At 29.6% G+C, this 24275-nt stretch carries 24 protein-coding genes; 15 read left to right on the top strand and 9 right to left on the bottom strand.

The genetic code is table 11. From position 1 onward, the window contains the following. The first annotated feature begins 195 nt into the window (after positions 1-195). On the top strand, positions 196-1848 hold the full coding sequence (gene rho / locus ACTG3V_RS01820; protein ID WP_439130415.1) for a transcription termination factor Rho: 1653 nt from the start codon (positions 196-198) through the stop codon (positions 1846-1848). Positions 1849-1927: 79 nt separating this feature from the next. Here rho and ACTG3V_RS01815 read toward each other — a convergent pair whose 3' ends face one another. Then, a complete protein-coding gene (locus ACTG3V_RS01815; RefSeq protein WP_439130414.1) occupies positions 1928-3883 on the bottom strand; it encodes a putative porin in 1956 nt (651 codons plus the stop codon). 137 nt (positions 3884-4020) lie between these two features. Here ACTG3V_RS01815 and ACTG3V_RS01810 point away from each other — a divergent pair, with 137 nt between their 5' ends. Both ACTG3V_RS01810 and ACTG3V_RS01805 read left to right on the top strand, forming a co-directional pair. Next, positions 4021-4620, top strand: coding sequence for a ribonuclease HII (locus ACTG3V_RS01810; RefSeq protein ID WP_439130413.1), 600 nt, complete (start codon positions 4021-4023; stop codon positions 4618-4620). Between the two features lie 171 nt (positions 4621-4791). Next, the gene (locus ACTG3V_RS01805; protein WP_439130455.1) at positions 4792-5844 is read left to right on the top strand and encodes a nucleoid-associated protein; all 1053 of its coding nucleotides are present in this window, start codon (positions 4792-4794) and stop codon (positions 5842-5844) included. Between the two features lie 118 nt (positions 5845-5962). Here ACTG3V_RS01805 and lipB read toward each other — a convergent pair whose 3' ends face one another. Next, positions 5963-6667, bottom strand: coding sequence for a lipoyl(octanoyl) transferase LipB (gene lipB / locus ACTG3V_RS01800; RefSeq protein ID WP_439130412.1), 705 nt, complete (start codon positions 6665-6667; stop codon positions 5963-5965). A 66-nt stretch (positions 6668-6733) separates the two neighbouring features. On the opposite strand from lipB, the gene ACTG3V_RS01795 reads away from it, so the two are divergent. Continuing rightward, the gene (locus ACTG3V_RS01795) at positions 6734-10510 is read left to right on the top strand and encodes a reprolysin-like metallopeptidase (RefSeq protein WP_439130411.1); all 3777 of its coding nucleotides are present in this window, start codon (positions 6734-6736) and stop codon (positions 10508-10510) included. Further along, on the top strand, positions 10507-11184 hold the full coding sequence (locus tag ACTG3V_RS01790; protein ID WP_439130410.1) for a hypothetical protein: 678 nt from the start codon (positions 10507-10509) through the stop codon (positions 11182-11184). The genes ACTG3V_RS01795 and ACTG3V_RS01790 overlap by 4 nt, the downstream gene beginning before the upstream one ends. Before the next feature lie 315 nt (positions 11185-11499). Here ACTG3V_RS01790 and ACTG3V_RS01785 read toward each other — a convergent pair whose 3' ends face one another. After that, a complete protein-coding gene (locus tag ACTG3V_RS01785; RefSeq protein WP_439130409.1) occupies positions 11500-12012 on the bottom strand; it encodes a DUF4136 domain-containing protein in 513 nt (170 codons plus the stop codon). A gap of 3 nt (positions 12013-12015) precedes the next feature. Next, positions 12016-13050 (bottom strand): M28 family peptidase, encoded by a 1035-nt coding sequence (locus ACTG3V_RS01780; RefSeq protein ID WP_439130408.1) that lies wholly within the window; start codon positions 13048-13050, stop codon positions 12016-12018. A gap of 128 nt (positions 13051-13178) precedes the next feature. On the opposite strand from ACTG3V_RS01780, the gene kdsA reads away from it, so the two are divergent. Next, positions 13179-13997, top strand: a complete 819-nt coding sequence (gene kdsA / locus ACTG3V_RS01775; protein WP_439130407.1) for a 3-deoxy-8-phosphooctulonate synthase — start codon at positions 13179-13181, stop codon at positions 13995-13997. 233 nt (positions 13998-14230) lie between these two features. Further along, positions 14231-15187, top strand: coding sequence for a transglutaminase domain-containing protein (locus ACTG3V_RS01770; protein WP_439130406.1), 957 nt, complete (start codon positions 14231-14233; stop codon positions 15185-15187). Positions 15188-15288: 101 nt separating this feature from the next. Here the strand turns inward: ACTG3V_RS01770 and ACTG3V_RS01765 are convergent, their stop codons facing one another. Next, on the bottom strand, positions 15289-15663 hold the full coding sequence (locus tag ACTG3V_RS01765; protein ID WP_439130405.1) for a DUF1801 domain-containing protein: 375 nt from the start codon (positions 15661-15663) through the stop codon (positions 15289-15291). A 32-nt stretch (positions 15664-15695) separates the two neighbouring features. Between ACTG3V_RS01765 and ACTG3V_RS01760 the strand changes: the two genes are divergently transcribed. Continuing rightward, positions 15696-16256, top strand: coding sequence for a hypothetical protein (locus ACTG3V_RS01760; protein ID WP_439130404.1), 561 nt, complete (start codon positions 15696-15698; stop codon positions 16254-16256). A gap of 38 nt (positions 16257-16294) precedes the next feature. Here the strand turns inward: ACTG3V_RS01760 and ACTG3V_RS01755 are convergent, their stop codons facing one another. After that, positions 16295-16750, bottom strand: a complete 456-nt coding sequence (locus ACTG3V_RS01755; RefSeq protein ID WP_439130403.1) for a universal stress protein — start codon at positions 16748-16750, stop codon at positions 16295-16297. A gap of 205 nt (positions 16751-16955) precedes the next feature. Between ACTG3V_RS01755 and ACTG3V_RS01750 the strand changes: the two genes are divergently transcribed. The 7 genes from ACTG3V_RS01750 (at position 16956) to ACTG3V_RS01720 (ending at position 21299) form a co-directional block, all read left to right on the top strand. After that, positions 16956-17528 carry a hypothetical protein gene (locus ACTG3V_RS01750; RefSeq protein WP_439130402.1) on the top strand — a complete coding sequence of 191 codons (573 nt, stop codon included), beginning with the start codon at positions 16956-16958 and terminating at the stop codon, positions 17526-17528. Between the two features lie 62 nt (positions 17529-17590). Continuing rightward, on the top strand, positions 17591-17887 hold the full coding sequence (locus tag ACTG3V_RS01745; protein WP_439130401.1) for a winged helix-turn-helix domain-containing protein: 297 nt from the start codon (positions 17591-17593) through the stop codon (positions 17885-17887). A gap of 45 nt (positions 17888-17932) precedes the next feature. Then, the gene (locus ACTG3V_RS01740; protein ID WP_439130400.1) at positions 17933-18406 is read left to right on the top strand and encodes a Coq4 family protein; all 474 of its coding nucleotides are present in this window, start codon (positions 17933-17935) and stop codon (positions 18404-18406) included. A 2-nt stretch (positions 18407-18408) separates the two neighbouring features. Then, positions 18409-19833: a DUF4153 domain-containing protein gene (locus tag ACTG3V_RS01735; protein ID WP_439130399.1), complete on the top strand. Its 1425-nt coding sequence runs from the start codon at positions 18409-18411 to the stop codon at positions 19831-19833. Continuing rightward, on the top strand, positions 19833-20246 hold the full coding sequence (locus tag ACTG3V_RS01730; RefSeq protein WP_439130398.1) for a hypothetical protein: 414 nt from the start codon (positions 19833-19835) through the stop codon (positions 20244-20246). The genes ACTG3V_RS01735 and ACTG3V_RS01730 overlap by 1 nt, the downstream gene beginning before the upstream one ends. Positions 20247-20299: 53 nt before the next feature. Beyond that, positions 20300-20683 (top strand): DUF2809 domain-containing protein, encoded by a 384-nt coding sequence (locus ACTG3V_RS01725; protein ID WP_439130397.1) that lies wholly within the window; start codon positions 20300-20302, stop codon positions 20681-20683. Further along, positions 20667-21299, top strand: coding sequence for a DUF1361 domain-containing protein (locus ACTG3V_RS01720; protein ID WP_439130396.1), 633 nt, complete (start codon positions 20667-20669; stop codon positions 21297-21299). The genes ACTG3V_RS01725 and ACTG3V_RS01720 overlap by 17 nt, the downstream gene beginning before the upstream one ends. Here ACTG3V_RS01720 and ACTG3V_RS01715 read toward each other — a convergent pair whose 3' ends face one another. From ACTG3V_RS01715 to ACTG3V_RS01705, 3 genes are all read right to left on the bottom strand, one after another. Next, a complete protein-coding gene (locus ACTG3V_RS01715; RefSeq protein WP_439130395.1) occupies positions 21300-22526 on the bottom strand; it encodes a mechanosensitive ion channel family protein in 1227 nt (408 codons plus the stop codon). Between the two features lie 63 nt (positions 22527-22589). Next, a complete protein-coding gene (locus ACTG3V_RS01710) occupies positions 22590-22814 on the bottom strand; it encodes a DUF3820 family protein (protein WP_439130394.1) in 225 nt (74 codons plus the stop codon). Positions 22815-22871: 57 nt separating this feature from the next. After that, on the bottom strand, positions 22872-24080 hold the full coding sequence (locus tag ACTG3V_RS01705) for an NAD(P)-dependent oxidoreductase (RefSeq protein WP_439130393.1): 1209 nt from the start codon (positions 24078-24080) through the stop codon (positions 22872-22874). Positions 24081-24275 lie beyond the last annotated feature (195 nt).

Here is a 24275-nt window from a genome sequence, read left to right as displayed (position 1 = left end):
ATGTTTTGTGAAACAAAAGTAGAATTTCTTTTTCAAAAAAAGAAAAGTTAAAAGTGAAAAAAAAAGTATATATTTGTCACACAATAACCGCACAACAATATTGTATAGTACTATATACAATACTATAAATTCAAAACAAACAATTTTTAAACGATTTAAGTGTTTAAGATTTATTATAACTTAATTAATATATAAATGTTCGAAATTTCTGAACTAAAAGCAAAAAAACTTACTGATTTACAGGTAATTGCAAAATCAATTGGTCTTTCAAAAATAAGCCAGTTAAAAAAATTAGATTTAGTATACCAAATACTAGACAAGCAAGCTTCTGACCCTTCAGCTGCAAATAACACATCAACCACTGAGGAGAAAACCAAGGTAGAAAAACCTAAAAGAAAGCGGGTTGTTAAAAAAGCGTCTGCGAATACAACTAAAGCTGTTAAAGAAAATTTACCAGAAGAAACTACAACAGCAAAGAAACCTGTAGTTAAAAAAACAATTAAAAAGGAAGTTGTTACAGAACCTAAAGCTGAAACTAAAAAAAACACTGAAGTTAAAAAAGAAGCTAAAGAACAAAAACCTACTCATAACAACAACCAACAACGTAATACTACAAGTAAGAATCAACCAAGAAATAACAATCAACAGAAAAATAAAAATCAACAGAATAAAACCAACAATAATAGAAGTCATAACAAATCTAATAACAGGTATAAAGACCCGGATTTTGAATTTGATGGTATTATTGAAAGTGAAGGGGTTTTAGAAATGATGCCTGATGGGTATGGTTTTTTACGTTCTTCTGATTATAACTATTTATCATCTCCTGATGATATTTATGTATCTCAATCTCAAATAAAATTATTTGGATTAAAAACTGGTGATACTGTTAGAGGTAATGTAAGACCACCAAAAGAGGGGGAAAAATATTTCCCTTTGATTCGAGTATCTAAAATAAACGGATTAAATCCTAATATTGTTAGAGATCGTGTTTCTTTTGAGCATTTAACTCCTTTGTTTCCACAAGAAAAATTTGATTTAGCTGAAAGAGGTAGTTCTTTATCTACAAGAATTATTGATTTATTTTCCCCAATTGGTAAAGGACAAAGAGGTATGATTGTTGCCCAACCAAAAACAGGGAAAACTATGCTTTTAAAGGATGTTGCCAATGCAATTGCAAAAAATCATCCAGAAGTTTATCAAATAGTTTTATTGATTGATGAACGACCTGAAGAGGTTACAGATATGCAAAGAAGTGTTCGTGGAGAAGTTGTTGCTTCAACTTTTGATGAACCTGCAGATAAACACGTTCGCGTTGCTAACATTGTTTTAGAAAAAGCAAAACGTTTGGTAGAATGTGGCCATGATGTGGTAATTTTATTAGATTCAATTACACGTTTGGCAAGAGCATACAACACTGTTGCTCCTGCATCTGGTAAAATACTTTCGGGTGGTATAGATGCAAACGCTTTACACAAACCGAAACGTTTCTTTGGTGCTGCCAGAAATATTGAAGGTGGTGGTTCTTTAACTATAATTGCAACTGCACTTACAGAAACTGGCTCTAAAATGGACGAAGTTATCTTTGAAGAATTTAAAGGTACTGGTAATATGGAACTGCAATTAGATCGTAATATTTCTAACAGACGTATTTATCCTGCAATCGACTTGATTAAATCTTCTACAAGACGTGATGATTTATTGCTAGATGATAAAACCGTTCAAAGGATGTGGGTATTGCGTAAATATTTAGCAGATATGAACCCTATAGAAGCAATGGAATTTATTAACGACAGAATTAAATTCTCTAAAAATAACGAGGAGTTTTTAATTTCTATGAATGGTTAACAAATAATTTAATTTGTATAAAAAAAGCCTTTTTGAAAATTCAAAAAGGCTTTTTTTATTGCATCTTATTGATATCGTTTTAAATAAACCAATTCCAAACTAACCCAAAACGCACTGTAAAATCTCTATATGGGTAATTTGGTGCTGAAAAGTAATTCTTTTTAGTAAACGAAGATGTTACATTATCTACCTTAAGATACATTCTTGTTCTACGAACTCTTGCATTAAAAAACACATCAAATGTAGGAAAACCGATTTCTTCTGTATTCTGTATCGTAAACTCTCCCAACAAAGGATTATAAGCATTTGCAAAATACTTAGTAAAATATTTAAATGTAATTCCAATATTTACCAACATGGGTTTACCTTCAAACCAATCATCAGTATAATAAAACGTATTTCTGGTTACCAATTCTGGAACTCTAAAAACAGAACTTCCACTGCTCACGTTTTGATACATTACAGTATTATCTAAAGCTAATTTCCAAAACTTAAATTCTCGATTCACTTTTGCCTTTACATATACAATTTGGTCTTCAAATTGCTCTGGCGTATTGTTTGTATTAAAATAAGTAAAATTATCTATATTCGTTAAATTAACATCAGCATTTATCCATTTAGAAGTTAAAGAAAAACCTAAATCTCTAGTATTAACGTTACTAAAAGCATCATTTACCCAATTGTAATTATCGTAACCACTTTGGTGTAAAAGTGTATTAAAGTTTGGTGACTTAGAGCTGATTAATACACTACCTTTTAACGCAAAAATACTATCTTTTTCATACACTGCTTCTCCTTTTATGTAATTACCAGATAATCTACCTGAACCTGGAGTTATAGAGGCATCTGCATTTAACTGAAAGTTTTTAATTTTTGCATTCCAATCTGCTCCAAATGAAATCGCATTTCCTTCTAATTTTAATTTATCAATTTTTTCGCTTCTGTTTAAAATTGTATCATATCCATAAGTATAACTGGTGATGTTTGCTTTGGCTTTAAACTTCCCAAAAACATATTTGGAGTTAAACTCTAAATTTAACTCATTATTGGTAATTGTACTTTTAGCGGTTCTATCTACATCACTTATTGCATTAGAGGCACCAAAAATTGAAGTTGTTATAGTGGATTGATCAAAACGATAACTTTTGTTTTCATTGGTAAGAACATGACCTACTTTTAAGTTGCTAAAATCTTTATTGTTAACTGTATCTTTGCTTGCAATTAATTTATAGCTGTGCTCTAAATATATTCGGTTACTATCAAACTGACTTTCAGCATCTGTTAAGTTTACATCTAACCGAGAACGTTGCACAAAGTTCTCGTCTTCATTTATAAAGTTTTCTAACATTTCTGGGATTAATCCCCCATTTTCTTGATGAAAAAAATCTTGAGAAGCATAATGTCCTCTCACTTCATATTGATTGTTTTCTGTTCTATAATTAAACGTTCCTCTAAAATTACCATTACTTACCAAGGCTCTTCTGTAAGCCCCTTGAGATCGTAATCCTTTATAAGACATAGAAAAATTTAATCTTCTCGAAAAATTTACAGTAAAAATGGCATCTACCACTTGCCCTTGCTGCAAACCTGTTCTGTATAAAATTTCGGTTGTTGGTGTAGGTACTTCAAAATATTTAATATCATCAACCTCTAAATAACTTACCTGTTTGGCACTATATCCAATATCTGGCAAACTACTTAAATCACTAAAAGTATAACCTAATTTATTATGGGTTTGCCCTTGATTATGAAATTCTAAAAACTCAAAATTATCTTTTCTTAAGTAATTAAATTTATATTCTTTTTGTAAAGTAAGTGTTGTATCAATATAAGTGGTGTCTCTTTTATGAGAAATTACCTTATAATCTGTGTACTTTGTTTTACCGGATAAAATTACTTTAGTTTCTAAAGAAAGCGTATCATTTTTTCTACCAGAAGAAAAACCACCACCTCCAGCGCCTCTTATTTGCTGAGAAAACAAAGTATTATTTGCAACAAAAAGTACTAAAATAAATAAAAAATAATGTTTGAACATAGTAAAAATCTGCGCAACAAATGTAAAATAATAAAACGAAAAGAGTCGTTAATAAAACGAATGAAATCTGTTAATTATTCTACAGAATTATCATCAAAAAAAAACAAACCTAAACAAAACTTTCTTTTCTTTGTAAAATGTTGCAACTCAATTTTAGCGGGTTTTCTTTAGAAGCAGGCACAGATGAAGCAGGTAGAGGCTGTTTGGCTGGGCCAGTTGTGGCTGCTGCTGTAATTTTACCAGAAGTTTTTTCACATCCTTTTTTAAATGATTCCAAACAGATCTCTGAAAAAAAGCGAGATGAATTAAAACCCTTTATAGAAAACAATGCACTTGCTTTTGGAGTTTCTTTTGTTTGGCAACAAGAGGTAGATAAAATTAATGTTTTACAAGCATCGATTACTGCCATGCACAGGGCAATTGATGCTTTAAAAATTACGCCCGAATTTATTATTGTTGATGGCAATAAATTTAGAAATTACAAAAAAATCCCTCATCAAACTATTGTTAAAGGAGATGCAAAATTTAAAAGTATTGCTGCTGCCTCTGTTTTGGCGAAGACCTATAGAGATGCCTATATGGCAAAAATTCATCAAGAATACCCCATGTACAATTGGCTAAAAAATAAAGGTTACCCAACAAAAGAACACAGAAATGCCATTCGCGAATTTGGTGCCACAAAATACCATAGAAAAACATTTAAGTTGTTACCAGAACAATTAAAATTGAAGTTTTAATTTTTTTAGAAGCTATTTCCTGCTTTCACTACTCGCTTTTTTTGCTCAAAAAAGCAAAAAAGAGCTCAAACAAGTCGTTCAATCAGGGCTAAGCTTGTTTGCAAACTTTAGCAAATAACTTAGAATTATTTAAAAAGTTCAACTATTTTTACGCTCCAAATTTTCTAGATGATGATTAAAAAAACAAGAGCAGAAATCACAAAATGCATTTTGCACAAAGTCGCTAATAAATTTAATAGTGGGCAAAATGTATTATCTGAAGATTTAATTCGTTTTGACCAAGAAAGTTACGACTTAATGAAAGGTTTTTTATTAAAACCTTTTGGCAGTTTAACACAGAGTTATCGATTTTCTCATCATGCAGATGTTCGTTTAAATGAACTAAACAATTATGCTTCTGAAGTTTTTAAAGATGAAAATACGTTTGTAGAATATTCTAAAAATATCGTAAATCACTTATACGAACAATCGAACTCTGCACAAATAAAAACAGGAGATGTTATTGTTGTTTTTATTGAAGGTATTGAATATAAAGATATTTTAACAGAAGCTGTTGGTGTTTTTAAAATTGAAAATAAAGTTGATTTTTTTCAAACCTATTTAGATGATAACGAAAGTTTTGATGTGGTGGTTCAAAAAGGAATATCAACCAAAAGAATCGATAAAGGTTGCTTAATTTTAAATACAGCAGATACTGAAGGAACTGTTGTTTTTTCTGTAGATAATAATAATTATGATGCGCAGTATTGGATTAAAAATTTCTTATCTGTAAAACTAGCAGACGATTACAATTCGCACACACAAAACTATTTAGAACTTTGTAAAGAGTTTTCTGAAGAAGTGATAAAACCTGAATTTGGCAAACATGAGCAAGGTAATTTTTTAGCAAATACTGTAGACTATTTTAAGGAACATGAAGCTGTAGATTACCACGATTTTAAAGACGAAATTTTTCAAGAAGACAAACACAAAGATTTGTTTGAAGATTACAAAAAACATTATGAAACGTTAAATGATGTTTTAATCAGAAATAATTTTGATGTTTCTGGTGTGGTGTTAAAGAAAGAAAAAAACAAATTAAAAACAGAAATAAAGTTAGATACTAACATCAGCATAAAATTAGATATTGATGCGCCAGATGCTGCTTCAGAATATTTAGAAAGAGGTTATGATGAAGAAAAAAAAATGAAGTTTTACAAAGTATATTTTAATGAAGAAAAATAAGGTTTTTGGTAATTGGTAGTTAGTTCTTAGTTGTTAGTTGTTAGTTGTTGAAAATGTTAATTTCTATAAAACCATTAACTATTAACCATAAACCACAAACCACAAACCACAAACCAAATCAGCCAATTACAAACTCATCAACCTCAAAAAGGGTTTTAAAGTGTTTTATAATTTTAGTTTTCACCTCTTCTAAATCCACTTTTTCGCCCAATTCAGCTTCCATAGAAGTTACTGCTTTTCCACGTATTCCACAAGGAATTATATTATCAAAATAGCCTAAATTCACATTTGCATTTAAGGCAAAACCATGCATGGTTACCCAACGTGAAGAACGGATACCCATAGCACAAATTTTACGAGCAAAAGGTGTTCCAACATCTAACCAAACACCTGTTTCGCCCTCGCTTCTGGTGCCTTTTATACCATATTCAGCAATTGTTAAAATAATTGTTTCTTCTAACAGACGTAAATATTTATGAATATCAGTAAAGAAATTTTCTAAATCTAAAATTGGATATCCAACAATTTGTCCAGGACCATGATATGTAATATCTCCACCCCTATTTATTTTATAAAAAGTGGCTCCTTTTTCTTTTAGTTGATGCTCATTTAATAACAAATTTTCTAAATCTCCACTTTTCCCTAAGGTATACACATGTGGATGCTCAACAAATAAAAAGTGATTATTAGTAATTTGTTGTTGGTTATTTCTTCTATTAAAAATTTTAACAGCTACAATTTCTTGTAATAGTTCGGTTTGATAATCCCAAGTTTCTTTATAATCTTTAAAAGATAAGTCCTCTAGTAGTATATTTCTATTCATAATTACAAATACAAAGGTAAATATTTCATTATATTTGAAACTACAATGTATGTTAAATACACTTTTATGAAAAATAAATCACCCCTTTTTCTTTTACTAGGACTTATTTTTTTTAGTCAACAAATAGTGTTTGCGCAAAAATCATGGACTAAACAAAACAAAACTAATTTTGCCTTCTCAAAAAAAGAAATTTATCCCAAAGAAAACTTCCCAACAGAGTATGAAGTATTAAGCTTAAATCAAAAGATTTTTGAGAAAAACATCCGCAGTAAATCATCCAAAGAAAAATATATAACATTACCAGATGCTCATGGCAATTTATCTCATTTTACAATTAAAGAACATTCAAATTTTAGCTTAGGTTTACAAAAAAAGTATCCAAATATTAAATCGTATACTGCACAAAGTATAACTGATGCAAATACAGTGGCTAAAATTAGTTTGGGTACAGATGGTTTTCATGCGGTTTTATTTTACAAAAATAAACCAAACGTTTATATAGATCCTTACACAAAAGACAATCAAAATTATATTGTTTACCAAAAAACAAGTTTACCGAAAGCTGATCAAGATTTTAAGTGCCTTGTTGAATCTACTAGTAAAATGGAATTTTCATCTAACTATCAGCAAAAATCAAATGATGGTAAACTAAGAACCTTTAGAATGGCTTTAGCCTGTACAGGAGAATATGCACAATTTCATTTAGGGCCAAACCAACAAAACATTGCAAATTCAGCAACTGACCAAGAAAAAAAAGCAGCAATTTTATCTGCAATGAACACCTCAATGACAAGAATTAATGGTGTTTTAGAAAAAGAAATATCTATAAAATTAGAGTTGATTGACAATAATGATGCAATTATTTTCTTAGATGCAGAAACTGATGGAATGACTGATAGTTCTACAGGAACACTTATTAACGAAATACAAGCTATTATAGATACAAATGTTGGTGCAACTAATTATGATGTTGGCCATGTATTTAGTACTGCTGGTGGTGAGTTAGATGGTGCTGCGATTTTAGGAAGTGCTTGCATCACTAATCAAAAAGCACGAGGGGTAACTGGCTTAGGTTCTCCTGTTGGAGATGCTTATGATATTGATTTGGTAATCCATGAATTAGGACATCAATTTGGTGCTACACATACACAAAATAACGATTGTAACAGAACGGATGCTACTGCTGTAGAACCTGGAAGTGGTTCTACAATTATGGGATATGCTGGAATTTGTTCTCCAAATGTGAAATCTGGAAATTCAAATGGAAATAGTGACGATTATTTTCATGCAGTAAGTTTAGCTCAAATGTTAAATCTTTTAGATACATCTGCAAATTGTGCTGTAGTAACAAACACTAATAACACAGCACCTACAGCAAATTCAGGCAGTGATTTTTCAATTCCTAAATCAACTCCTTTTAAATTAACTGGTACTGCCACAGATGTTGATGGTACAAGTTCTTTAACGTACAATTGGGAACAAATCGATAATGAATCTGCTACAATGCCACCAGTTTCTACAAGTGCCATTGGTCCACTTTTTAGATCTTTACCCCCAAAAAATGTTCCTACAAGATATTTTCCAGATTTAGCGACTATTGTTGCTGGTGAAACATTTACAACTTGGGAAGTTTTACCTTCTGTTGCTAGAGACCTTAATTTTGCATTTACTGTTAGAGATAATGATACCAGAGGTGGAAACACTGCTAGAGATGACCTAAAAATTAACGTTATTGATACTACACCTTTTTCGGTTACTACACCTGCTACTGCTGTAACTTGGAATACAGGTTCTACTCAAACCATTACTTGGAATAAAGGTAATACAGATACAGCACCCATTAATTGTGCGCTAGTGAATGTTAAATTATCTGTAGATGGTGGCTTAACTTTTCCAATCACCTTAAAATCGAATACACCAAATGATGGTACTGAAGAGGTATTTATACCAGACAATGCTACAGAAAAAGCAAGAATAATGGTAGAAGCTGCTGATAATATTTTTTACAATGTTAATGCTATAAATTTCACAATACAATCTAGTGCTGCCACATTTGTAATGAATAATACTGATGGAATTCAAACTGCTTGTAATTCTGGAAACCAAAGTGTTACTTACAACTTAAATTTTGATTTTATTAATGGTTTTTCACAAACAGTGTCACTTACTGCCACTGGCCAACCTGAGGGTACTGAAATTTCATTCAGTTCATCCACAATAAATACTGATGGAGATATAAGTATGACAATTTCTAATCTAAACGAAAAAACAGTTGGAGATTATGAAATAAATGTTGTTGGAACATCTACAACTGTCACACAAACTTTAGGAGTTGATTTTAAACTAATTTCTAGTGAATTTAACATTTTAACGCTTACCTCTCCTTCTAATGGGGATACTGATACAGAATTAACAGAAGCTTTAATGTGGAACATAGATAATAACGCTACTTCTTATGATGTTGAAGTTGCAACAGATGCTACCTTTTCTACAATTATTTCATCTGGAAACGTTACATCAAACGCTTATATCCCTGATAATATTTCGAGTGTTACTCAATATTTTTGGAGAGTTAAACCAAAAAACAAATGTGGTGAGGGCATTTTTTCTGATGTATTTACCTTTACTACAAAACAAGGCATATACTGTTCATCTAATTTTACAGATGAGGAAGGTGGTTCTGAATATATATCAAATGTAACTTTTGGTGGTATTAATAATGATTCTGGGAATGATACAGAAGATGGTTATCAAGATTTTACATCAATAAACACAGTACTTGTTCAAGGTCAAGAAAAACAAATAAGCGTTACTTTTGATACTGCTGGTTTTCAAGACCATTGCTATGTTTTTATAGATTGGAATCAAGATTTTGAATTTGATAACGAAACTGAACGTTACGATTTAGGCACGAGAACAGAAGATGTTGTTACTGCCACTTTAAATATAACTGTACCTAACACTGCAAGAACTGGTAAAACAAGAATGAGAGTTGTTTTAGAATATGATGACCCAAATGATGGTTTTGGTGAGGGTGCATGTAATGCAGACCATTTAACAGAATGGGGAGAAACTGAGGATTATTCAATCACCATATTACCAATTATAGGCGATAATAATTTTATAGTAGCATCAACTTCTGAATCTTGTCAAAATAAAAATGATGGAACGATTTCAGTAAATATTATTGAAGCAACCTTAAGCTACACCTTAAAAATTACTGGCCCGAACACAAATTTAGAACAAAACATTTCTAGTGTAGGTTATAAACTTACAGATTTACCTCCAGGAATTTATAATCTCTGTATAGAAACAGCAGTATTAAACTCAATACATTGTTATGAAGTTGTAATAGAACAAGCCCAACAAATAGATTTAAAAATAGCCGCTAAAAACGACTCAAACACGTATTCTTTTGAAATTCTTGAAGGTACAGCACCTTTTGAGGTATTTTTAAATAACGAGTTAATAGGCGTTTCTAGCAACAATAATTTTGATTTAAATATTAATGAATCTGGATTAATAACCGTTAAAACAGCAAAAGAATGTGAAGGTGTTTTTGAAAAAAATACAGACGATTTATTGTCTACGGATTATCTTAACCAAAAAATTAAAGTAATTAAAAATCCTGTAAAAGATGTTATTGAACTGAGGTTACCTGCTAACATCACGAATCAAAATCTAGAAGCAACAATTTTTGATATTACTGGTAAACTTGTTTATAAACAAAATCATACAATAACATCAGAAAGCTTAACAATTCCGTTTCGTGATTTTACAAAAGGAATCTATATTTTAAAATTATCTAATAATGCTACACCAATTAAAATTTTAAAACAATGAAGCAATTAAAAAACAATATACTTTTAAGTTGCCTTTGTTTGTTAGCATTTCAATGTTCAAAGAAAGTAAGCAACCAAGCACCAACTGCAGTTTCACTTATTTACCCAACTGAAAATTTATTGTGTATTGATAATAATATTACTTTTAATTGGACTACTGCAATTGATCCTGAAAACGATGAAGTAGAATACAACATTATTATAGCAAAAGATAGAGCCTTAACCAATATTATTGAAAATAGAACAATTTCTAACACTCAAGTTAGCATCAACCTAGAACAAGAAACTGCCTATTATTGGAAAGTTGATGCTTTAGATGTAAACAATAATCAAGGCACAGCTTCTGAAACCTATGCCTTTTTAACTCAAGGTAATATTATTGAAAATTATGTACCCTTTACAGCTGCTTTGTTAACCCCTGAAAATAATAGTCAGATTAATTCTGGTACTGTAAATTTAACTTGGGATGCTGCTGATGCTAATTTTGAAGACACATTAACCTATGAGGTTTACTTTGGTGAAGAAGATAGCACTACTTTACAAGATGATAATGTTGCTACTAAATCCTATTCAGTTTCAGTTGAATCTGGTAAAACCTATTCTTGGCGAGTTGACGTTAAGGACCAAAATGGAGCAAAATCGATTGGTCATGTGTGGACGTTTAGTGTAAACTAAACATAACTTTATTAAAAGCTACTTTGTATTTTTCATCAGCAAAAAAAAGAACATAAAAACGTGAGTTCAATTTAACTTCTCTAGCTTAAAAATGTTTATTTCTATGAAAATCACATTTTTTTGTCATTTCGACCAAAACACAGGGTAGTTGAGAAATCTTAAATTTAGACTAAGATTTCTCCATTTCAGTCGAATTGAGATTCGTTGCAAATCATAAAAAAGTAACTAGCTTCTAAACCCTATTTTTTAAGTAGAACCCGCGTTAAAATCAAGTTACATTTTTTAAGTTTACGCTAATATTTATGAAGTAAGTTTTTATTTCGGTGGATATTTTTCTAAAATCTTTTTGATAATTTCTTGAAAATGAGCTTCTTTTATTTCAGGTTTTCTATTTTCTTTTACCACAGAATTTAATACTCCTACCCAAATAATTTCGTTGGTTTTTGCATTTACAAATTCAATACTAAATTTCTCCTGTAATTTTTCACCACCAATTGGTATTCCACCAGAAATATTAAAACCTCCATTATTAGTACCAGATCCAATACCAATGCCTATGGTATTATTTTGCGCTTTAGAAAATTCAGCAATTACATTAATGTAAAAATCAGGATTTTCGGTTTCAGAAAAGCCCTTTTCTTGAAGTTCAAAGTTTAACCATTTTACAACTCTTTTTGCATCAAACTCATTCAATCCTTTACCAATATCGCTGTAAAAATTATAAGTTGTAAATTGTGTAAAGTTAATTTTAGTATCATAATCTATAATAACTTTTGATGATGAACAACCCATCAACAAAAACAAAAAGAAAAACTTTAACGTTTTCATTTTTTATCTTTTTTCTTCTTCAATCACTACTCTAGTTGGTGTATCTATACCATCAATAATACTTTTTGTGCCTTTAGCTACTGCCTGTATAGTTTGTGTTACCACAGTCATATTTAAAGTTTCAGCTTCATCAGAAACTTTATGATAATCTTTATCAACATCAATTGGAGTTGTAGAAAACGTATGAGAAGGTACGCCCAAACGCGCTAAAGAAGCATTATCTGATCTAAAAAATAAATTGAATTTTTTATAAGGATCAGGAAACAATTGATACCCAGAACCTTCTAAATTCTTTTGAACAATTTTACCAAAATCAGAACGCTCAAAACCTGTTAACCAAGCTGTATTTGGGCCAAAACTTGGTATTTTACCAATCATTTCTAAATTAATACCAGCTACAAATTTATCAGCATCAATACCTTTACCAAAGTAAGTAGAGCCAATTAAACCCATTTCTTCTGCAGTAAACGCTGCAAAAACAATAGTTCTTTCATTCCCCACTTTTTTAAAATATTCTGCTAAAGCCAAAACACCAGTTACCCCAGAAGCATCATCATTGGCACCATTATAAATTTTGTCTTCTCCTTTACCTTGGTTTCCTAAATGATCGTAATGTGCAGAAATAATTACATATTCATCTTTTTTACTTTTTCCCTCTAAAACACCAATAATATTGGCAGAAGTAATTTCTTCTTTACTTCTTCTGGGTGTAAAATTAAAAGTTTGTCTGTACGAATCTAAATTTTCGAAAGTGGTTAAACCAATTCTTTTAAACTCACTTTCAATATATTTTGCCGCTTTTTCAATACCAGAGGTTCCAGCTTTTCTACCTTCCATATCATCAGCAGCTAGCGTATACAAATGTTTTCTTACTGTTGTAGAATCAATAAAAAAAGAAGGTTCAACCGTTTTTGCTTTGGTAATTTCTTTTGATGATATTCCTGCTACCCCATCTTTTCCATCAGCTCCTTTTTGAACAATTTTACAACTGGTTAGTACAAATACTATTATTAATGTAATTATTTTTAATGATTTCATTTTGGCTTTATATTTTTTCTGCCCTAAATATACTTAATTAAAAGGGTTTAAATTAATTTCATCATCTTAAAAAAACACAACATCTTTATCGTTCAATTTTTCTGTATTTTTGTGTAAATTTATATCAAATGATACTATCTGAAATTCCGAATATAAAACACACTAACGCTAATAATTTCTTTTTACTTTGCGGCCCTTGTGCTATTGAAGGAGAAGAAATGGCATTAAGAATTGCTGAGAAGGTAATTACAATTACTGATAAATTACAAATACCTTATATTTTTAAAGGAAGTTTTAAAAAAGCAAACCGAAGCAGAATTGATAGTTTTACAGGAATTGGAGATGAAAAAGCACTGAAAATTTTACGTAAAGTTTCTGAAACTTTTAACGTACCAACAGTTACAGATATTCATGAAGTTGCTGATGCTACAAAAGCTGCAGAATATGTAGATGTTTTACAAATTCCTGCTTTTTTAGTTCGTCAAACAGATTTAGTCGTGGCTGCTGCAAAAACAGGTAAAGTTGTTAATTTAAAAAAAGGACAATTTATGAGTCCTGCTGCCATGAAACACGCCGTACAAAAAGTAAAAGATGCAGGTTCTGACAAGGCTTGGATTACAGATAGAGGCACCATGTTTGGCTACCAAGATATGATTGTAGACTTTAGAGGCATCCCAGAAATGCGCCAATTTGCACCCACTGTTTTAGACGTTACGCATTCTTTACAACAACCCAATCAAACTGCGGGTGTTACTGGTGGACGACCAGAAATGATAGAAACCATTGCTAGAGCTGGAGTGGTAAATAATGTGGATGGTTTATTTATAGAAACGCATTTTGACCCTGCAAACGCAAAATCAGATGGAGCTAACATGTTACATTTGGATAATTTAGAAAGTCTATTAAGTAATTTAGTTGCCATTCGTAAAACCATTAATAGTTTATAAAAGAACTCATTCCAACATTTTAAAACAAATAATAATTTGGGCGTTTTAACGGGCTTTCCATTATATCTTTTTTCTGAAAAAGAAAAAAGGATGCCATTGCAATCCCTAACGCACTTACTCAATATGCAAAAAAAATATGCAAACCCTTTAGGTTTTAAAAAACAGAAGGGTTTCTTTTCAATTCACAAAAAAGGGTACAATATTTGGTTTATAAAGTTCTTTAACACTTTACTATGAAACAAGTTTTGTTTTTTTTGTTTATATCTACAGCGCTCTTTTCACAAAACTATGATAAAGTAGATGCTAAAGTTTTAAACTATCCTAGGTTTTCTAATGTAGAAGAATTGGCAAAACAAATAGACAACGATTTTACTTTGGATGCTGAAAAAGCAAGAGCCGCCTTTTTTTGGTTGGCTAAAAACATACGTTATAATCTTAAGGAATATTACAATCCTAAGCAACGTTATTACAGTTTTCGCTATTCATCTGAAGCTGAAAAAGTACAAAAATTACAGGCTATAAAAGACAAATTAGTTGAAACAACATTTCGCAATAAAACTGGTGTTTGTGAAGAATATGCACAATCTTTCAAAAAAATATGTGATTTATTAGGCATTGAATCGCAGGTGATAAAAGGTTATGTTAGAAATAGTGCCAGAGAAATTGGACAAATACCAAACACCACAAACCACGCTTGGAATGCAGTTAAGCTCAATGAAAAATGGGTGATTTTAGATGCCACTTGGGCTGCTGGATTTGAGAGAAATGGAAAATGGATTCGCCAATTTAACAACTATTTTTTTGATATGCCAAAAACCAAAATCTTTAAAACTCACTTTCCTGATGATAGCATTTGGGTGTTGCGTTTTGGCAGAATGACACTTCAAGAATTTTACAAGCAACCAATTTATGATGATTCTTTTTTACAACGAAACACTGAACTTCTTACACCTAAATCTGGAATTATCACCCTAAAATCATCTGAAAATATCGTATTAAAATTTAAAAATCTAAATACTGAAAACATCATATTCTATACACTTAAAGGCAATCGATATTCGCAAAAACCAATCATTACCACTAAAAATGGAATTACTACTTTAAACATAATAAACCCAAATAGAAATTCAGATTTAACCTTATACATCAATAAAGAAAGTGCTTTGCGTTTTAAGATTAAGACACAATAATCTTGTAATATGTTACTATTTACTTACACAACACCTTTCAGGTTATTAAAACCTAAAAGGTCTGAATATATCAGTATTTATCATGGTTATTTACCCACATATTATCTATTTTTTTTATAAAACCCTTTATCTTTCAATTGATGCGCATCTTTTAAAACGGTCAATAAAATATCTTCATTAATGTCTTCTAGTTTAAAATATCGCAAAGATTTTACTACTTTTCTATTTTCAGTAATTAAGTATTCGTTGTATTTTGTTAAATGTGCAGATACCCAAAATGCTACATCTACATAGCCTTTCTTTTTAGACGGATTCAAGTAACAAAAGGGTTTATCATCTAAATAATAAAAAGGAATTTTCCATTTAAACTGCAAATCTACTTCAGTAAAAGTACTTTCTATTAAAATTTGTAAATGCAACAAAATAGACTTAAAAGGTTCTGGTTGATTTAAAATGTAGGCTTCAGCAGGTTTCATTTTTTTGTATATTAGCGAAAGTTACATAATTTATGAGTAAACAAGATAATCTTGAAATTAATTTTTCTTTAAAAGGAAATGCAAGCATTCAAATTGGCATCTATCTTTTAATTGCTGCTTATTGTATAAAAAATATCCTCGATGGTTTTTTAATTGATGACAATGTCTTTGGAATGTCATCATCTAAACTTATGGAAGTATTAGTGGTTATCATTACCTTTTTCACCTTTCTGCTTTCTGGTTTCGCTTTATATTTTAAAGGTAAAAGAAAGGCAAAAAAGCTTGAATATCAACTATGGAACGCCAAAACAAAAAAATTGTTTTGGTTCATGTTTTTTAGTTTTCTGGGTATTTTTATTTTACTTTTATTACTCTTCAACTTGGGCTTTATTGACATCCTTACCCCTACTTTTTTATTGTTGTACGGGCTTTTAATATTTCTGAATAAAAATAAAAAACGTAAAGATTTATTGATATTAACTGGTGTTTGTTTGCTTTTGGGTATTATAACAATATTAATACCAAGCTATTGGTATTCATCGCTTTTTATTTTAGGTATTGCGCACATTACTTATGGAGTTACTATCAAATAAATTTTAAGTAATGCAAGGTTTTATTTTCTTTTTATTTATCAACCTTTAACAGGGATTACTAAAATTGGTGTTTTAGCGTTTTTTACAATTTGAGCAGCAATATTACCCATTAATACATCTTCTAAAAAGCTGTGACTATGTGTACCTATTACTAAAAGATCTGCATTATATTCTTCAACAAAAGTTAGAATTTGATGCTCTGGATCACCATTTAAAACCTTTATTTCTGTTGATGGTTCTCCTAAAAAATTTGCTGTAGATTCAAGAAATTTTATTGCTTCTTTTTCTAAACTTTCTACAATCTCAATATCTCTATTTATTAAAAACCCATTATAATTCATTATCGGGTTATAACTATTTACATAAACTCCAATGTGATTAACTACATGAATCAATACAACTTCTGATTTTAGCAATTGTGCATAATTAAATCCTATTTTTGCTACTTTTTCTGCAGATGGGCTTGTATCTAAGGCAATACATATTTTTTTCATAATTATATTTTTAGATGAATACTTACTTTTTATAATTTTTTAATGACAACAATTTGTTTAAAATATAATTATTAATTTTTAAAAATCAAAATAAAAACCCCTTTTCCTTAAGTTAAAGACCACAACATCAAGTTTTTATTTTTTAAAAAAAATAATTTGTATAACTAAAAAATAAATACTTACTTTGCCTTTCAAAGTTCTTTATATGAATTCAAAAGATTATTTAAAAGACCTATCAGAAATTAAAACACTCATGAGTAAATCATCTCGATTTATATCTTTAAGTGGTTTGTCTGGTATTTTAGCTGGCATTTATGCTTTAATTGGTGCTGCTGCAGCATATTGGTTATTTTCTTTAAAAGGCGATGAATATGTTGTTATAGATAGTAACATTTTTAGGTTTGTAATTTTAGACTTATTAATTGTGGGTGTGTTGAGTATTGGCACTGGTATTTTTTTAACAACAAAAAAAGCCAAAAAGAATGATGAAAAAATTTGGGATGCATTAACCAAAAGGCTTTTATTTAGTTTTATTGTGCCTTTGATTGCTGGGGGAATTTACACCCTAATCATTTTAAGTCAGCAAAAATACGGGCAAACTGGCGCTTTAATGTTGTTATTTTATGGTTTAGCACTTTTGAATGCATCAAAATATACTTTAGGGGATATTAAATATTTAGGGTATACTCAAATTGTATTAGGACTAATATGCGCACTCTATCCTGCTTATGGATTTTGGTTTTGGGTGCTAGGTTTTGGATTTATGCATATTATTTAGGGGCTGCTATGTACTATAAATATGACAGAAAATAGCGTATTTTTACATTGTAAATACAGTAATTGAAGAATATAATTTTAAATATCAACAAAGCATTTGATCATAGAATACGACTGGGAATTATGTCTGTTTTAATGGTAAATGAACATGCAGATTTTAATACCTTAAAAGAGTTATTAGGAGCAACTGATGGTAATTTAGCAAGCCACACTAAAGCTTTAGAAAAAGTTGAATTTATTAGAGTAGAAAAACAATTTATAGGTAGAAAACCAAATACTAAATATATTGCTACAAAATTGGGAAAAAAAGAATTTAAAAAGCATATTGATGCACTCGAAAAACTGATTAAAAACAAATAAAAATATTTTTTTACACTATTACTTTGAATTACAAAGTACTTTAATATGATAAAGAAAATCATCTATTGGCTGTTTGAACATTCACAAAGAATGTACATCAAATTTAAAAACAAGAAACCTTGGAATATTAGTGCCAAGGAGCTCCTAACCTATCCTACTGATAGTTTGGGGTATCATTTAGGCAAACTATTATTTGAAAATAATTTTGAATTATTACCAAAAGTAGAAAGACACGATTTTTATCATTTATTAACAGGTTATGGAACATCAGTTGAAGATGAAATTGCTTTGCAATTTGTTTGTTTTGGAAACGGAAAACGAAGTCCATACTTATTAGGCGTACTCATCATTGGGTCATTTTTACTACCTGAATATTACAAATATTACATAAAGTCTTATCAATTAGGTAAAAATTGTAATCAATTCCATCATTTTAACTACAGGAATTTACTTCACTTTTCTTTTCAAGAAATAAGAGAAACCATTTTTAATACACAACAAATACTACAAATTCAATAACTATGGAAACAACCAACCAACAACAAGAAAAATTTGGGAAATGGAATAACCTTATCATCATTATTCCATCTTTATTATTTAGCCTTTTATTTTATCAACAAAATATTGGAATCAACTTTCTACTTTTTTCAATAATTACCATTATTCTGTTAGCTATCCAAAATCATAAATGGTTTTCTAAAAGTGATATTTTATTAAAAAGCGTTGCATTTTTTATTACTGGAGTTGCTATATTTTTATACCACTCTACTTTAACAATCATCACAAATCTGCTTTTATTTTTCACCTTAGTTGGTAGTTTTCACGAAAAAAAATCGTCTTTATATATCAATTGGATCAATGGAATCTATACCACACTTGTAGCTGTATTTACATTGTATTTCGAGAAACTACATACCGAAACGAAAAACATCAAAAGGAAAAAAACAAACTATTTCTATTGGATTAAAATTATAGGAATTCCGTTAATTATCGTTTTAATATTTGTCAACTTATATAAAACTGGGAACCCAAAATTTGATGCCCTACTATCTCGAATAAATTTTAGTTTTACCAACTTTCAATGGATGTTATTTACAGGTTTAGGGTATTATTTATTTTACAATATCACACATCCTATAACCATTGAGCCTACAACAAGTTTAGATTTTCAGACCAAAAATGAATTAAAAAAAGAAAGTTTAGAATTTATCAACATCAAAAAAATAAAAAGTGAAATTCACCTAGGTGTGGTTCTTTTAGTTGCTCTAAATATTTTAATTGTATTGTTTTTAGTAACAGATGTTTTGTATTTGTCTGAAATTCATCAAATGAGTGCACCACAACTCTCTGAACAAGTGCATACGGGTGTTAATGCGCTAATCATTTCTATTGTATTAGCTATTGCAATTATTCTTTATTTTTTTAGAGGAAATATCAACTTTAGCGAAAGCAATACGATTCTGAAAAAATTGACATTTATATGGATTTTTTTAAACCTATTGATGATTTGCATCACAGCTATAAAAAACATCGAATATCTACATTCGTTTGGTTTAACTTACAAGAGAATTGGTGTGGTATTCTTTTTATTATTTACAGCAATAGGATTAATAACCACTTATGTTAAAGTAATTAAGATAAAAAATTTATGGTTTTTATTTCGAAAAAATTTACAAATTGCTTTTGCTGTACTTATAATTTCATGCACCTTAAATTGGGATAAAATAATAACCTTTTACAATATTAATTATGCTGAACAATTAGATTTAAATTACCTTATAGATTTATCTCATAACAATACTTTTTTATTAAAAGATTATGTTGAAAAACATAAGATTACAAACCAATTAGCTGTAAAAATCAATATAAAACACAAAAATTACCTCAGAGATTTAAAGAATAATTCTTGGCAAGAATTCGTATTTGATAATTTTAAAATTCAATAATGGAGAATTCAAATAATGTAGGAATTACAATTGTAAAATTAACAGCAATAACCACAGTAATTATATGGTCTTGTATCATCTATGATGGATTTGATATTGGAATGACTCCATATATATTTTTGTCAATAATCATAATCTTCATTTTATGGTCACTAATCATTTTATGTACAATTATGCCTTTCTTTTGGTTTGGAGGAATAAAGAGTGATAAAAAACTGATTTTTAAACGATATTTTCCTTTTTACACTATTGCTGTATTTCTATTTTTTTTATCAATAATCATAGCTTCTGATTTTGAAACAATCGCATTTATGTTCTTTATTCCAGTTTTTTTTGGGTTGATGCAATCTTGGGTTTGGTTATGTAAACCAGATAATATAAATAAAAAAATAAGTTCGCAATTAATTGATTAGAGCAAGACTCTATTTCATTATTCTGAGGTTTTACTCTTCTAATAAATTAAAAAATGAGGATACAATTCAATTTAAAATATTTTATAATTTTTCTAATACTATTACTATCTGAAATAAGCATTGCTGCATATGCAACAGGTTTTATTAGGCACACTTTTGGTGATTATTTATGTGTAATACTAATCTATAGTTTTATTAAAAGTATTTTTAAAATAAATGACATAAAAGTGGCAATTTTTGTTTTATTGTTGGCGTATACAATAGAATTTTTACAATTATTAAATCTTCAAAAGTGGTATCCTTTAGCTTATAAAAAGCTATTACAACTTATTTTAGGAACTTCTTTTAGTATTGCTGATTTAGTTGCTTATACTTTGGGTATAATCACAACATTACTAATTGAAAATAAATTAATTACAAATGAAAAATCTATTTAATACTTCTACAAGCTACCTTTTATTAGCAACCTTTTTTTGTTTGTTATTATTGATTTTAAGAATAAAAATTACAAATTCATTGTATATGGTATTTCTAATTTGGAATTTATTCTTGGCCTTTATTCCATATTTAATTTCTAAAACTTTAAACAAACGAATTCAAAAAACATCAAAATTTAAACTAATACTTGCGCTTTTTGTTTGGCTCTTATTTTTACCAAATGCACCTTATATCATTACAGATTTTATTCACTTACAGCATTCAGTTGAAAACCTAGTTTGGTTGGATATTTTTATACTTTTCTCATTTTCATTAACAGGAATATTTTTAGCAATCACCTCATTATTAGATATTCATAAAATAATACAACAAAAATGGAATTCAAAATTAGCAAACTTATTTTCAATATTAGCTACGTATTTGTGTGGCTTTGGCATATACCTTGGCAGGTTTTTAAGACTCAATTCTTGGGATTTTTTTACATCTCCATTAAAAGTGATAAAGCAAAGTTTAGTAAGCACAAATGATATAAAAACTTGGTTTATCACCTTTAGTTTTGGGTCATTTTTATATATACTTTTTTTAGGCTACCAACGTTTAGAAATCAAAAAATAGTTACCCCCCTATTTTAAAATCACCAATTTGAAAACCCGGCTTTTTGTAATCTTTAGGTTTATTTTTTGGTGGTACTGTTAAATCGTTTCCATCTCGTACAGCATTATAGTGAGGTGATAAAATTTCGATTCCTGCTTCATGTAATTCATTTTTAATATTTTCATGTAAATAAGAATAAATTACAGCTCCTTTTTCTGGATTTTTGGTGTGACAATTGATTTCGTAGTTGATATAAAAATCATCTAAGCTTTTTACCAATACAAAAGGTTCTGGTTTTTCTAAAATCATTTCTGTGTTTTTAGCACCTTTTATTAATGCCTTAATCACATCTCCACTTGGTACATCATAACCAATAGTTACAGAAGTATGTAAAATAACACCCGTTTTTTCGGCTGCATTTTTACTAAAATTGATAATATGATTGCCTAAAATGGAAGAATTAGGAATGGTGATATCTAAATTTTTAATAGTTCTTACTCGGGTTACTAACAAACTACGTTCTGTAACATCACCAATAGTGTCTCCAATTTCTACACGATCACCTAATTTAAATGGTCGCATATACGTAATTACAATACCTGCAACAATGTTAGAAATTGCTGATGTTGAGCCTAAAGAGAACAAAACACCAAAAAAAATAGAAACCCCTTTAAAAGCATCTGAGCCTGAACCTGGTATGTAAGGAAAACAAATAATCGCAGCAAACGCAATGATTACAATGCGCACTAAATTAAAAGTAGGTTTTGCCCAATCTGCATGAAAACCTTCTAAACGAACGGCTTCTTTTTCAAGTTCTATTGTTAGATATTTCAGAAATTTCAATAAATATTTTGTAAGAAAAATAATAACAAGAATAAAAAAGAAACCAGGTAAAAAGTCCAAAAAACCACCCACCAAAAAATGAACAGGTTTCATTACATATTCAAAAATAGTATCTGCAACTTCTTGTGTTTCTGGTATAAAACTAAATACAAAAGGCAAGTAAATAACTAAAAACAGCAATCCTATTGCTATTCTTAACGTTCTGGTCGCAAATTTTAAAATATGTTTTTCTCTTCTTGGCGTTATAAACCGAAAGAGTTTGGCAACTTCTTTATTTCTGAATAAAACGTTTCGATCTAAGGTATCTAATTTTGCCTGTAATTTTTTAAAGATTTTTTTTAGGATGAAGAAAAACAGAAAAAGCCCCAGCACTGCAAATCCAAAATACACATATTTTAAAATCATAATTAATTTTGATAATTTATTAGATTAAGAGTAAATATATGTATTTTTTAGAAAGCCTATAATTTAAGTATACTCTTTTTGAATTTTCTTTATGATGTCTTCTAATCCATTTAATTTAAGTTCGTAAACCAACTCCATTTGTTTTCCTAATTTTCCATTAGGAAATCCTTTGTTTTTATACCACACAATATAATGTTCGGGTAAGTCTATTAAAAACCGACCTTGAAATTTTCCAAAAGGCATTTTAGCTTTTGCTAACTCTACTAAAAATTGATGCTTATTTTCCACTAACAACTAACAACTAACAACTAACAACTAACAACTAACAACTAACAACTAACAAACTTATTCTTTTCCGTCTACGTAATCTTGTAAATAAGAAAAACGTTTGGTTAATTTTCCATTTTCTGTCATTTTTGCACGTTCTAAAACTCCGTCTTTATCATTGTTAAAAAAAGCAGGAATCACATTTTCTAGAAACATTTCCCCAAAACCTTCGCTAGCATCTTTAGGTAATTCACAAGGTAAATTATCTACAGCCATAACAGTTATTGCCTTTTCATCTGTATAAGCAACTTCAGATTCTTTTTCTGGGTGATACCCATAAATAGGGTCTGCAATTGTAGAAGGGCGAATAGTTGATGCTACAGGACCATCAATATCACAAGAAATATCAGCTACAAATTTAATTTTAAAGTCTGGGTGTTTTGCATCTTCTCTAGTGAATAAATATGGAGATCCATCCCCAAAAAAATGCCCAGCAATAAAAAAGTCGGTCACTTTTGCAAATCTAAAAAAGTTAGATTCATAGTTTTTAGGATTATCGTAAAAGTCGAAATTATCTAAAACCTGACCATCTTTACGTTTGTTATAATCTAAAACATCTGCCAAACAATACACAGTTTCATCATAATTATTTGATAAAAACTCGTCTACAGTAACTTGTTTAATATTCATGGCATCTAGCATTTCTTTAGCACCGTAAGCTACTTTTCCATTACCTGTTAGCAAAATTTTAAAGCCTTTTGGCAAAGTGATTTTTTTTAATTCGGTAATTAACTCTTTTTGGCTATCTAAAGTTTCTGCTTTGGGTAAATTAAAATTTTTATTCTTTAACCCTATTGCTTTAAAACCATTGTAAGCCCCTACAATACCTGCATATCTTCCAAACCCAATTAAACGTAATCCGTTTTCTTTGGTAATCGTTTCATGATCGTACAATTCGATGTTTTTTGCTAAAATAGCTTTTAACAAATCGCGATTGTAAGGTTGTTTTTTAATGGTGTGACTAAAGAAAAAATACTTTTTATTCGGTAGTAATGCATCAATTGGCACTTCTTTTACGCCAAGAAGCACATCACAATCTGCCATATTTTCAGTAATTTCTATACCTGCTTGTTGATATGCTTCATCTGAAAAAACTCGAATATCTGAAGTTTCTACTTTTAGTGAGGCATTAGGATACTGATTTTGAAACTCTTGTAATTTTAAAGGTGAAAAAACAACTCTTTTGTCTGGTGGATTTTTGCGTTCTTTGATAATTCCGAATTTCATATTTATTGTTTTTTTAACGCTAAATAAAATTTAGCACACGTGGTATAATATTTGCTCGAAGATATTGGAATTTAAAGAGATTAACAAGGGTATTTTTTTATACTTTTGCAATTGCGTTAAGGATTGAAGTGGCATCCTTTTTTGCTTTTTCTGCAAAAAAGATATAACGTAAAGCCTGACTTTATTGCCAAATGC

This window comes from Polaribacter sp., assembly GCF_965660385.1.
In the GTDB taxonomy this organism is placed as follows: Bacteria; Bacteroidota; Bacteroidia; order Flavobacteriales; family Flavobacteriaceae; genus Polaribacter.
This window is presented reverse-complemented; position numbering and strand designations above follow the sequence as displayed.

Coding starts and splice junctions, on each gene's coding strand:
- ACTG3V_RS01705 (WP_439130393.1), bottom strand. CDS start 24,080: ATGAAATTCGGAATTATCAAAGAACGCAAAAATCCACCAGACAAAAGA.
- ACTG3V_RS01810 (WP_439130413.1), top strand. CDS start 4,021: ATGTTGCAACTCAATTTTAGCGGGTTTTCTTTAGAAGCAGGCACAGAT.
- ACTG3V_RS01740 (WP_439130400.1), top strand. CDS start 17,933: ATGATAAAGAAAATCATCTATTGGCTGTTTGAACATTCACAAAGAATG.
- ACTG3V_RS01785 (WP_439130409.1), bottom strand. CDS start 12,012: ATGAAAACGTTAAAGTTTTTCTTTTTGTTTTTGTTGATGGGTTGTTCA.
- ACTG3V_RS01815 (WP_439130414.1), bottom strand. CDS start 3,883: ATGTTCAAACATTATTTTTTATTTATTTTAGTACTTTTTGTTGCAAAT.
- ACTG3V_RS01805 (WP_439130455.1), top strand. CDS start 4,792: ATGATTAAAAAAACAAGAGCAGAAATCACAAAATGCATTTTGCACAAA.
- ACTG3V_RS01770 (WP_439130406.1), top strand. CDS start 14,231: ATGAAACAAGTTTTGTTTTTTTTGTTTATATCTACAGCGCTCTTTTCA.
- kdsA (WP_439130407.1), top strand. CDS start 13,179: ATGATACTATCTGAAATTCCGAATATAAAACACACTAACGCTAATAAT.
- ACTG3V_RS01780 (WP_439130408.1), bottom strand. CDS start 13,050: ATGAAATCATTAAAAATAATTACATTAATAATAGTATTTGTACTAACC.
- ACTG3V_RS01795 (WP_439130411.1), top strand. CDS start 6,734: ATGAAAAATAAATCACCCCTTTTTCTTTTACTAGGACTTATTTTTTTT.
- ACTG3V_RS01725 (WP_439130397.1), top strand. CDS start 20,300: ATGAGGATACAATTCAATTTAAAATATTTTATAATTTTTCTAATACTA.
- rho (WP_439130415.1), top strand. CDS start 196: ATGTTCGAAATTTCTGAACTAAAAGCAAAAAAACTTACTGATTTACAG.
- ACTG3V_RS01735 (WP_439130399.1), top strand. CDS start 18,409: ATGGAAACAACCAACCAACAACAAGAAAAATTTGGGAAATGGAATAAC.
- ACTG3V_RS01760 (WP_439130404.1), top strand. CDS start 15,696: ATGAGTAAACAAGATAATCTTGAAATTAATTTTTCTTTAAAAGGAAAT.
- lipB (WP_439130412.1), bottom strand. CDS start 6,667: ATGAATAGAAATATACTACTAGAGGACTTATCTTTTAAAGATTATAAA.
- ACTG3V_RS01750 (WP_439130402.1), top strand. CDS start 16,956: ATGAATTCAAAAGATTATTTAAAAGACCTATCAGAAATTAAAACACTC.
- ACTG3V_RS01720 (WP_439130396.1), top strand. CDS start 20,667: ATGAAAAATCTATTTAATACTTCTACAAGCTACCTTTTATTAGCAACC.
- ACTG3V_RS01730 (WP_439130398.1), top strand. CDS start 19,833: ATGGAGAATTCAAATAATGTAGGAATTACAATTGTAAAATTAACAGCA.
- ACTG3V_RS01765 (WP_439130405.1), bottom strand. CDS start 15,663: ATGAAACCTGCTGAAGCCTACATTTTAAATCAACCAGAACCTTTTAAG.
- ACTG3V_RS01715 (WP_439130395.1), bottom strand. CDS start 22,526: ATGATTTTAAAATATGTGTATTTTGGATTTGCAGTGCTGGGGCTTTTT.
- ACTG3V_RS01755 (WP_439130403.1), bottom strand. CDS start 16,750: ATGAAAAAAATATGTATTGCCTTAGATACAAGCCCATCTGCAGAAAAA.
- ACTG3V_RS01790 (WP_439130410.1), top strand. CDS start 10,507: ATGAAGCAATTAAAAAACAATATACTTTTAAGTTGCCTTTGTTTGTTA.